This window comes from Streptomyces sp. NPDC006208 (assembly GCF_040613775.1).
Lineage (GTDB): Bacteria > Actinomycetota > Actinomycetes > Streptomycetales > Streptomycetaceae > Streptomyces.
Genome location: NZ_JBEXSW010000092.1, coordinates 1 through 9,861 on the forward strand (window position 1 = coordinate 1; position 9,861 = coordinate 9,861).

Here is a 9,861-nt window from a genome sequence, read left to right on the forward strand (position 1 = left end):
CTTCCTATTCGGGTTGTCTTTTTTTTTTGTTTTTTTGCTTTTTATTTTTTTTTTTTTTTTTTGGGTTTGTTTTTTGGGGGGGGGGGGGGGGGGCCCCCCCCCCCCCCCCCACGACGCGGTGGGGACGGGGTTTGCGGAGCCGGGCGGGGCACAAGGACCCGGTGCTGCCACGTGGGATTGTGGCCCCGCCGACGTCATGTGTGGTCAGCTGACCGCTTGTTCCGCTCCGCGCCCAGGCGGGCGAAGTAGGCGATCAGATCGGGGTTGTCGACCGCCGCGGGGTTCAGGACCTGCTCGGCGGGGACGCCCTGGAGCAGGCGCTTGACGGGAACCTCGAGCTTCTTGCCGGTCTTGGTGTGCGGGAGGGCCGGTACGGCGAGGATCTCGTCGGGGACGTGGCGGGGCGAGGCGCCGGCGCGGATCGCGTCGCGGATCTTCTCGCGCAGGAAGTCGTCCAGGCCGACCCCGTCCGCGAGGACCACGAAGAGCGGCATCCAGTAGCCGCCGTCGGGGGCCTCCGCGCCGATCACGAGGGCCTCGGTGACCTCGGGGAGGCGTTCGACGACGTCGTGGATGTCGGCACTGCCCAGGCGCACGCCGTTGCGGTTGAGGGTGGCGTCGGAGCGGCCGTGGACGATCACCGAGCCGTGCGAAGTGAGCGTGATCCAGTCGCCGTGCCGCCACACACCGGGGTGGGCACCGAAGTAGGCGTCGCGGTAGCGGCTGCCGTCGGGGTCGTTCCAGAAGTACAGCGGCATGGACGGCATGGGCCGGGTGACGACCAGTTCGCCGACCTGGTCGAGGACAGGGGTGCCAGTCGCGTCGTAGGCGGCCAGGGCCACGCCCAGGCCGGGGGCGGACAGCTCCCCCGCCCAGACCGGGGTCGTGGCGGCACTGCCGGCGAAGCCGGAGACGACGTCCGTGCCGCCGCTGGTGGAGGCCAGCTGGACACCGGGGCCCACATGGTCACGGACCCAGGGGTAGGCGGAGGCGGGCAGAGCGGAGCCGGTGCAGCCGACGACGCGGACGGCCGAAAGGTCGTGCACGGAGGGTTCGATGCCCAGCTTGCTCATGGCCAGCAGGTACTGGGGGCTGGTACCGAAGACGGTGACCTTGTGGCGGGCCGCCAGCTCCCACAGGATGTCCGGTCGCGCGAGCGGTGCCGGGCTGCCGTCGTACGTGCAGGTGGTCGCGCCGGTCAGCAGGGTGGAGACGACCAGGTTCCACATCATCCAGTGGGTGGTGGTGTACCACAGCAGGCGGTCCCCGGTGCCCAGATCAGTGTGCAGGCCGAGCATCTTGAGGTGTTCGAGCAGGACCCCGCCGTGCCCGTGGACGATGCCCTTGGGCAGGCCGGTGGTGCCGGAGGAGAAGACGACCCACAGAGGGTGGTCGAACGGCACCGGGACGACGGTGAGGTACTCGATGCGGATGGCGGCGTCCTCCCAGGGAACCGTCAGCCCCGGGTGGCCGCCCTCAGGCCAGGCAAGGCCCACGTGGTCCACGAGCACCGTGGCCGTCAGCGTCGGCAGGGCGGCGGCCAGTTCGAGCGAGGCGGTCCGACGGTCGTGGGTGGTGCCGTTGAAGAGGTAGCCGTCCGCGGTGATGAGGACCGTGGGTTCGAGCTGGGCGAAGCGGTCGGCGGCGGCCTTGGGTGCGTAGTCCTGGCCGCACACCGACCACACCGCGCCCAGGCTGGCGGTGGCGAGGAAGGCGATGACGGCGTGGGGGGTGTTGGGCAGGTAGCCCACCACCCGGTCGCCCTGCCCGACGCCCAGGTCGCGCAGGGTGGCGGCGACGGAGGCGACCTGTGAGCGCAGCTCCCGGCCCGTGATCTCGTAGCCGGCTCCGGTCTCGTCCAGGGCGGTGATGGCGGGAGCGTCCGGCTGCAGGTTGCGCAGCGCGTGGTGAGCGTAGTTGAGGGTGGCGCCGGGGAACCAGCGGGCGCCGGGCATGGTCTCCTCGGCCAGCACCCGCTCGTACTCGGTCGTCGCATCGATGTCGAAGTACTCCCACACCGCGGCCCAGAACCCTTCCAGGTCGGTGACGGACCAGCGGTACAGGGCCTGGTAGTCGGTGGGGTCCTGGATCCCTTCGGCGCCCTGGTGCCGGGCCGCCCATCGGGCGAAGTCCGCGATGCGGCTGCGGGCGGCCGTCTTCGGGTCGGGGGTGAAGAAGGGTTCCGGGTACGGCGTGGGGTGCGGGCTGGTCATGGTGTGGTGTTCCTCGTCAGGAGACGGGCCGGACATCGGCGGTACGGCGGGCCGTGTGCAGCAGGGGAGCCCAGGCGGCGGTGTCCGTGAAGTCGCCGGTGCCGGCGGGGACGGTGTCCATCACGACGCGGTCGGGGCGCAGCAGGACGGCATCCGACCGGCCGCGTGCCAGCCAGGCGGCCAGGTTGCCGTCGTCGCCCAGGTCGTCGACGTGGATCGTCGGCGCGCCCAGTGCCGTGGCCACGGCCGTCATCTGCGCCGTGGGCGGCACAGCGGTCAGGACGGCGAAGGGGTGCCCGAGCACGTCGTCGAGGCGCACTCGCCTGCCGTCGTGCCGTACCCAGGGCTGCGGGCAGAAGGTGCCGGCCAGCACGCGGCCGGTCAGCCTCGGGCGGCGCCGTACGAGTGGACCGGCGGTCAGGGCGGGGCTGAGGTCACGACTCACCGCCGCGGTCACGCCGGGGATGCGACAGACCGTGCCCACGACGGCACGGCGCAATGCCGCACCGCGGTCCTGTCCGCCGGTCATGGCCCAGCCGACCGCGACCGCGACGCGGATCACATGGCGGGCATGCGGCTTGCGCTCACGCTCGTAGGTGTCCAGCAGCCCCTCGTGTGCGCCCTGTTGGAGGACGCGGGCGAGTTTCCAGGTGAGGTTGTGAGCGTCACGCAGGCCTGCGCACAGGCCCTGCCCGACGAAGGGCGGGGTGAGGTGGGCGGCGTCGCCCAGCAGGAAGACGCGCCCCCGGCGCCACCGGTCGGCGAGACGGGCCCGGAAGGTGTACTGCGCCTGACGGATCACCTCGAAGTCGTCGGCCTGCGAGACATCGGGCGGCAGGTCCACCCAGGGGGCGACCAGCTCCCGCAGGCGCGCCCACCCGTCCGGGCCGTCCAGGTGCTCGTTCTCGGCCAGCCGGAACTCCCAGCGGTAGCGGTCCTCGCCGACGCGCATGAACGTGCCCGGCCGGTTGGGGCAGCAGATCTGCTCGGCGCCTTCCCAGGTGCGTACCGGGCGGCTGGTGCGCACGTCGATGACCCGCCAGCTCTCTTCGAAGTGCAGGTCCTCCCAGAGGGTGCCGATGGCGTCGCGGGTGAGGCTGCCCGCACCGTCGCAGCCGAGGACGGCATCGGCCCACACGTGCTCCACCTCGTCGCTGCCGTCGCGACGGAAGGCGACCCGGACCGGACCCGTGGGATCGTTCGGTCCGTCGGTGCCCTGGGTGACGGACACGACCTCCACCCCGCCCCACAGCTCGCACTCTGGGCGGCGCGCCAGGGCGTCGCGCAGCAGACGTTCCAGCTCGGGCTGGTCGAACATGCTGGTCTGTGGGAAGCCGTGGTGCCCGTGCAGGGTCCGCGGGAATTCGGTGATCATGCGGCGCCGGGCATCGAGCAGCCGTAGCCCGCGCGCGGGGCGTGCGAGGGCGGCGAACTCCTCGTGGACACCGACGCTCTGCAGGATCCGGCGGATCTCGTCGTCCACGACGACGGCGCGCGGCTGGGGGTAGACGTCCCGGTGGCGTTCCAGGACGACGCTGCGCACTCCGTGCCGGGCGAGCAGGAGGGCGGCCGTGACCCCGACGGGTCCGGCACCGATAATCACCACCGGTGTCCGGGATGCGGCCTTCATGGTGCGTCCGTGACGGGGGTCCGCTGCTCGCCGAGGTCGATCTGCCCGTCGGGGGTGGCGATCGTGGCGGTAATGAGGTCACCGTCGCGCAGGTAAAGGGGGTTCTTGGCCTGGCCCTTGAAGAACGCCTTCCACTTCATCGCGGGCGGCAGCAACGCGCTGATCTTCGCGATCGGCTTGGGCGGGGCCTTCAGGGCCGTGCCGCCGGGAGTGCCGGTCAGCAGCAGGTCGCCCGGGTCGAGGGTCTGGAAGCGGGCGAGCAGGGTGAGCGCCTGTGCGGGCCGTACGATCATGTCGGCGAGCGTGCGGTCCTGGCGCGGTACGCCGTTGACCGACAGCCGCAGCCGCAGGGTGAGCAGGTGGGCGAAGTCCTCGGGCTCCAGCAGGGCCAGGTACGGCCCCGTCGGCGTGAAGGTCGGATAGGACTTGCTCTCGTAGAACTGGGTCTTGGTCAGCTGGACGTCGCGGGCGCTGACGTCGTTGGTCAGGACAAGGCCGGCGACGTAGCGCGGCAGGTCCTGCTCCTCGACGACGGTGCCCACGGGCAGGGTCGCGCCCATGACGAGGCCGAGTTCCACCTCGTAGTCGAGGAACTTCACGTGCGCGGGGCGGACGATCTTCTCGTGCGGTCCGCTGACCGAGCCGGACGCCTTGCGGAAGAAGGTGGCCGGAATGTCGCCGGTGAAGCCCGAATCCTTGGCGTGGCTGCGGTAGTTGACCATCTGGGCGACCACCCGGCAGGGGGTGGTGACCGGAGGCAGCACCACCAGGTCGGCGACGGGCGTGCCGCTCTCGGCGGAAGCGGCGGCCTCGCGAACCGCGTCCCGGTCGGCGAGCAGCTCGGCGGTGGTGACCGCCTTGGTCTCGACGCGGAAGGCGCGCTCGTCCCGGACGACCCACCAGCCATCGGTGGTGCGCAGAACGTTGGTGCTCATGAGCTCATCGCTTTCATCAGGCCCAGCAGGCGTGCAGGGTCGAGTTCGTTGTCGCCGCGCAGGGCCGTCATGACCTCGCGCAGCTTGGCGGGAGACGGGCTGGTGCCCAGGAAGTCGCGGGTGACCGGCGGGCCCCACTGGGCCAGGCCGCTCGCCGACATCGGCGCCCAGCCGGGCTCCAGATCGCAGGAGAAGAGGTCGCCGTCGGCGAAGTGCTCCAGCATGAAGTGGTCGGGGTCGCGCCAGTAGTCGAACAGCTGGCTGCCCTGGATGTGCCGGCCGATGCCCCAGCTGCGCTTGTAGCCGCGCTCGGCCAGGTACTCCCCGCCGGCGCCGATCGCGTCGAGGTCGGTGACCTGGTAGGCGGAGTGGACGTAGCCGGTTCCGGGCCCCAGGTGCAGGGCCAGCGTGTGGTGGTCCACGGCCAGGCCGCCCTGGTCGCAGCGGATGAACGCCATCGTCGGCCCGCGCCCGCGCTGACCGTCCAGGAACAGGAAGTCGGACACGATCATCCCGAGGGTGTCCAGGTACCAGTCCAGGGTGCGGGCGAACACCCGTGTCTCCAGCACCACATGGCCCAGCCGCTGGATACGGGACGGCTCACGGGGCGGCCGCTGGGTGGCGTTCGTACGACGATGATCGGTACCGAAGTTGAGGATCAGCGGCTGCTGCTCGGGCAGCGCGGGCAGCTGCTCGGCGCAGTGCACGACCCGGACCGGCAGGCCCGAGGGATCGAGCAGGGCGACCGACTGCCCACCGCCCGGTACGCCGATGTCCCGGACCGCACTGCCGGTGGAGCGGGCCAGCCGTTCCAGGTCGGCCCGTTCGGCCGCGCGGAACGCCGGGCCGATGAAGCGGGACGCAGGCCCCTTGCGGATCACCATGCATGGCGGGCCGGCGAACGTGCCCCGCAGCCACAGCTCGTGCTCGGTGCGGGCGGCGATCGCGAAGCCGAAGTCACGAGCGAAGACCTCGGCCCGGTCCAGGTCCGGCTTCTCGAACTCCAGCCAGGCCAGATCCGCCACCTTGATCACAGGATTCCGGGATCGTCCGGGGTGCTCTCCGCTCAGGGCGCCCTGCTCACTGTGGAGGTCTTGGTGGGGCGTTTGGGAAGCGGCCCTGTTAACGGGGGTGTGGGACATGGTGTCCTCCAAGCAACACTGCTGTAATGAGGGAATCATCAACTTTGCCGATACTCATCGTCAATAGGGTGGAGTCAAATAATTGATGATCTCATCATTTATGGCAGACTCATCGCGACGGTTGCTACACTCCCCGTATGCCGACGTCAGCCCCGCCCAAGAACCGCTTCGAACGGCGCCGCGCCGAGACCCGTCAGGCACTCGTCCGTGCGGCCCGGCAGATCCTCGCGGAGACCGGGGACACCAGCGCCAGCATCCAGGCCATCGCCGAGCGCGCGGACGTCGGTTTCGGCTCCTTCTACAACCACTTCGAGTCCAAGACGGAGCTGTTCGACGCCGCGGTGACAGACGCCCTGGACGAGTTCGGGCAGGTCATAGACGAGCGCGTCCAAGGAATCGACGACCCGGCCGAGCTTGTCGCAGCGGGCTTCCGGCTCACCGCCCGGATGGCCGACTCCCACCCTGAACTCATGCGGATCCTGCGTGACCGCGGTCTGGCCCAGATCCACACCGACCGGGGCCTCGCCCCTCGAGCCCTGCGCGACCTGGAGATCGGCATCGCCTCGGGCCGCTTCACCTGCACCAACCCGACCACCGCTCTGTCCGCCCTCGGCGGAACCCTGCTGTCCCTCGTGGCGCTGCGGCTGACCCGCCCCGACCTCGACGGCGACGAGGCCGCCTCGGACCTGGCCGAGATGGTGCTGCGCATGCTGGGCGTCCCGCCGGACGACGCCCACCAGGTGACCCGGCGGCCGCTGCCCGACCTCAGCTGACCCGGAGCACCGGCTGCGCCAGGCCTTGTGGACACCGCAAAGCCGTGGGCGCCACCCCGTCCGCCGGCGGCCGCGCGGACCCTCGTCCCCCTCGACCAGCCGTGAGACCGGGCTCCTCCCGGCACCGCGCAGCCAGATGCGGGCTGAGGCTTCGCGGTCCACCGGCACGGCGTAACGTCGTCAGTGTGGACTTCACCGCGGACAGTCTTCTGTCCCGTGCCGCGCAGGAACTCAGCCCGCGAGCGGACGAGCTGATCCACGACGTAGAGCAATGCCTGCGGCGCGAGGTCCCCGAGCTGTGGGACGAACCGGACATCGCGCGGATGACGGGGGAGAACGTCGCCGAGCATGTCGTCGCCCTGCTTTTCGGCATCGAGCACGACATCGAGCCACGGCGGATCGATCCGCCGGCCGCCGACGCAGAGCGCGCACGTCGGCTGGCTCAGCGCGGGAAGCCGGTCACAGCGATGCTGCGCGCCTTCCGGCTCGCGCAGAGCCGCATCCTCGACCGGCTGCTCGAAGAGCTGCCCCGGCTCACCAGCGATGCCGAGCCGATCAGCGCGGCGACACGCAAGCTGATTGCACTGGCGACCGAGTACACGGACCGCACATCGGAGGCGGGCGTCCTGGCCTTCCAGGAGGAGCGGGATCGCCAGGTTCAGTGGCGGCTGTCGGTGGTGAACGAGGCGAGCGTACGCGTCGGAACGACCCTGGACATCGCCCGCACCGCCCAGGAGTTGGCGGACTTTGCCACCGAGCACTTCGCCGACGCCGTCACCGTCGACCTCCTCGACACGTCTTCCGGAGAGAAGTTTCCTGCGAAGGGCACACTCGCGGTCCGCCGGGTCGCCCAGCGGTCGGTGACGGACAGTCACCCCGAGACGACCCACCTGGAAACGATCTACGGGCAATCGTCGGTTCCGCCGCAGCAGCTCCACAGGTACCCGGACGGATCACCACCGGCTCGCGCCCTGGTCACCGGCCGGCCCTCACGGCACCACCCCGGCCCGTCCGCTTCCATGCTGTTGGTACCGCTGTGCGCCCGTGGCACCACGCTGGGTGTCGCTCAGTTCGTCCGTCACCACAAGCCCGACGCGTACGGGGACGAGGACCTCCTACTCGCCCAGGAGATCGCAGCCAGGGCCGCGGTGGCCATCGACAACGCCCGCCGATACACACACGCGCGCACCACCGCCCTCACCCTCCAGCGCAGTCTGCTCCCGCACAGCACACCCGCACAGTCCGCCGTGGAGGTCGCCTGCCGCTACCTGCCTGCTGCCGCCCAGCTCGGCGTGGGCGGCGACTGGTACGACGTCATCCCGCTGTCCGGTGCCCGGGTCGCACTCGTGGTGGGCGACGTGGTCGGTCACGGCATCCACGCCGCCGCCACCATGGGCCGGCTGCGGACCGCCGTGCGCACCCTCGCCGACATCGACCTGCCGCCCGACGAACTCCTCACCCACCTGGACGACGTCGTCATCCGCCTGGCCGCCGAAGTCTCTTCCGAAGTCCCTGCCCAAACGGACACAGAATCCGCGGGGGACATCGGAGCCACCTGCCTGTACGCCGTGTACGATCCCGTCGCCAGCCGCTGCACCCTCGCCCGCGCGGGCCACGTGCTGCCCGCCGTGATGACCCGGGACGGCACTGTAGACATCCTCGAGCTGCCCGCCGGCCCGCCACTCGGCCTGGGCGGCCTGCCGTTCGAGACGGCGGAGATCGACCTGCCCGAGGGCAGCCTCCTCGCCCTCTACACCGACGGCCTGATCGAGGCCCTCGACCACGACATCGAGGCGGGCATCACCCGACTGTGCCACGCCCTCGCGCAGCCCTCCGCCTCCCTGGAGGCGACCTGCGACACCGTCCTCGAAACGCTGCTGCCCGCAGACCGACCGCGCGACGACGTGGCACTCCTCCTGGCCCGCACGCACGCCCTCGGGGACCGTCAGGTCGCCACTTGGGACGTGGCTGCCGACCCGGCCGAGGTCGCCCGGGCCAGAGCGTGCGTCTCCAAGCAGCTGACCACCTGGGGGCTGGAGGAACTCGACTTCACCGCCGAACTGGTCGTCAGCGAACTGGTCACCAACGCCATCCGCTACGGCCGGCCTCCCATCCAGCTGCGTCTCATCCACGACCGCACCCTCATGTGCGAGGTCGCGGATGCCGGCAGCACGACTCCGCACCTGCGCCGGGCCCGTGTCTTCGACGAGGGCGGACGAGGTCTGTTCCTCGTCGCCCAACTCGCCGAGCACTGGGGAACGCGCCATGCCCGAAGCGGCAAGACGGTCTGGGCGGAGTGCGCCCTGGGCGCGCCGGAGCTCTTCCCGGACGCGGCAGCGTTGGACTTGGAGGGTATTCCTGGGGTCATATGAGCACCATTCCCACGCCCGGCCCGCAGAGACGATCGCCCGGGGGTTCTACTGGCTGACGATGCAGCACCTGTCGACGTAACCTGAACCCGCCCAGTCACGTACGGATGAACGTGCCCAATTCTTGGTTGTCGGTGGGCAGTCTGCCCCAGTCGCCCCACCCCGTCGGGCCGCGCGCGGACATGGCCGTCTGCGGATGGTGGATGAGCGCGCCGCTGATCGCAGGAGGCCCGGCCCCGCATCGCCGGGGGAACTGGGCATCAGTCCTGGTGAACTCGCCAGCCTGCACCACAGGTTCGAGGTCGCACAGGCCCAGGCCGACCGGGAGACGAAGGGAAGATCCTCGCCCACGTCGGGATCCCGAAGGTCTGGTCGGATCACGCAGGTCCCACGGCCTCCGCTCTGCGGGAGGCGGATGGGCGGATGGGGTCGCAGGCGGACGGACTGTACGCCGCTTCGGAGGAGCCGGTTCTGGCACCCAGGTACGAGTCGCCGGCAGCGCTTCCACAGTCCGCAGCGGAGGAGTCACCTGATCATCCGCTGCGGCGTGGCGCTCACCGGGAGACCTCGCGTTCCGTTCCTCCCGCGGCGGCCAGTACATCGGTGCGCCCCACGCAGAGGTATCACCCGGCTCGCCCTGCCGACTTCACCTGCCCCGGAGTCGGTATGACCGGGAAGCCGTGGGCGCCGGTGCTCCCCTGAAGCACCCGCGCCCCCCAACCCCCGCCCGGCGGGGGGGGTGTTTTAAATTGTGGTGAGTTTTGAGGGGGGGTGGGTGAGGGGGGTAGGGGAGCCGAGA

6 protein-coding genes are annotated in these 9,861 nt (G+C 70.5%); 2 read left to right on the plus strand and 4 right to left on the minus strand.

Going from position 1 to position 9,861, the window contains the following annotated elements; translation table 11 throughout:
• Positions 1-194: 194 nt before the first annotated feature.
• Genes ABZ208_RS38245 through ABZ208_RS38260 form a run of 4 tightly spaced genes read right to left on the minus strand, consistent with a single transcriptional unit; the run spans position 195 to position 5,920 of the window.
• A complete protein-coding gene (locus ABZ208_RS38245; protein ID WP_356914057.1) occupies positions 195-2,213 on the minus strand; it encodes an acetoacetate--CoA ligase in 2,019 nt (672 codons plus the stop codon).
• Positions 2,214-2,229: 16 nt separating this feature from the next.
• Positions 2,230-3,843 carry a bifunctional 3-(3-hydroxy-phenyl)propionate/3-hydroxycinnamic acid hydroxylase gene (locus tag ABZ208_RS38250; protein WP_356914058.1) on the minus strand — a complete coding sequence of 538 codons (1,614 nt, stop codon included), beginning with the start codon at positions 3,841-3,843 and terminating at the stop codon, positions 2,230-2,232.
• Positions 3,840-4,778 carry a fumarylacetoacetate hydrolase family protein gene (locus tag ABZ208_RS38255; protein ID WP_356914059.1) on the minus strand — a complete coding sequence of 313 codons (939 nt, stop codon included), beginning with the start codon at positions 4,776-4,778 and terminating at the stop codon, positions 3,840-3,842. The genes ABZ208_RS38250 and ABZ208_RS38255 overlap by 4 nt, the downstream gene beginning before the upstream one ends.
• Positions 4,775-5,920 (minus strand): VOC family protein, encoded by a 1,146-nt coding sequence (locus tag ABZ208_RS38260; RefSeq protein WP_356914060.1) that lies wholly within the window; start codon positions 5,918-5,920, stop codon positions 4,775-4,777. Before ABZ208_RS38260 ends, ABZ208_RS38255 begins: the two co-directional genes overlap by 4 nt.
• 137 nt (positions 5,921-6,057) lie before the next feature.
• Between ABZ208_RS38260 and ABZ208_RS38265 the strand changes: the two genes are divergently transcribed.
• Both ABZ208_RS38265 and ABZ208_RS38270 read left to right on the plus strand, forming a co-directional pair.
• The gene (locus tag ABZ208_RS38265; protein ID WP_356914061.1) at positions 6,058-6,693 is read left to right on the plus strand and encodes a TetR/AcrR family transcriptional regulator; all 636 of its coding nucleotides are present in this window, start codon (positions 6,058-6,060) and stop codon (positions 6,691-6,693) included.
• Between the two features lie 185 nt (positions 6,694-6,878).
• Entirely contained in the window at positions 6,879-9,065 is a 2,187-nt protein-coding gene (locus ABZ208_RS38270; protein WP_356914062.1) for a SpoIIE family protein phosphatase, read from the plus strand.
• Positions 9,066-9,861 lie beyond the last annotated feature (796 nt).

Excerpts from the sequence above, each read along its gene's own strand:
- ABZ208_RS38265 (WP_356914061.1), top strand. The coding sequence starts at position 6,058 with ATGCCGACGTCAGCCCCGCCCAAGAACCGCTTCGAACGGCGCCGCGCC.
- ABZ208_RS38250 (WP_356914058.1), bottom strand. The coding sequence starts at position 3,843 with ATGAAGGCCGCATCCCGGACACCGGTGGTGATTATCGGTGCCGGACCC.
- ABZ208_RS38260 (WP_356914060.1), bottom strand. The coding sequence starts at position 5,920 with ATGTCCCACACCCCCGTTAACAGGGCCGCTTCCCAAACGCCCCACCAA.
- ABZ208_RS38255 (WP_356914059.1), bottom strand. The coding sequence starts at position 4,778 with ATGAGCACCAACGTTCTGCGCACCACCGATGGCTGGTGGGTCGTCCGG.
- ABZ208_RS38245 (WP_356914057.1), bottom strand. The coding sequence starts at position 2,213 with ATGACCAGCCCGCACCCCACGCCGTACCCGGAACCCTTCTTCACCCCC.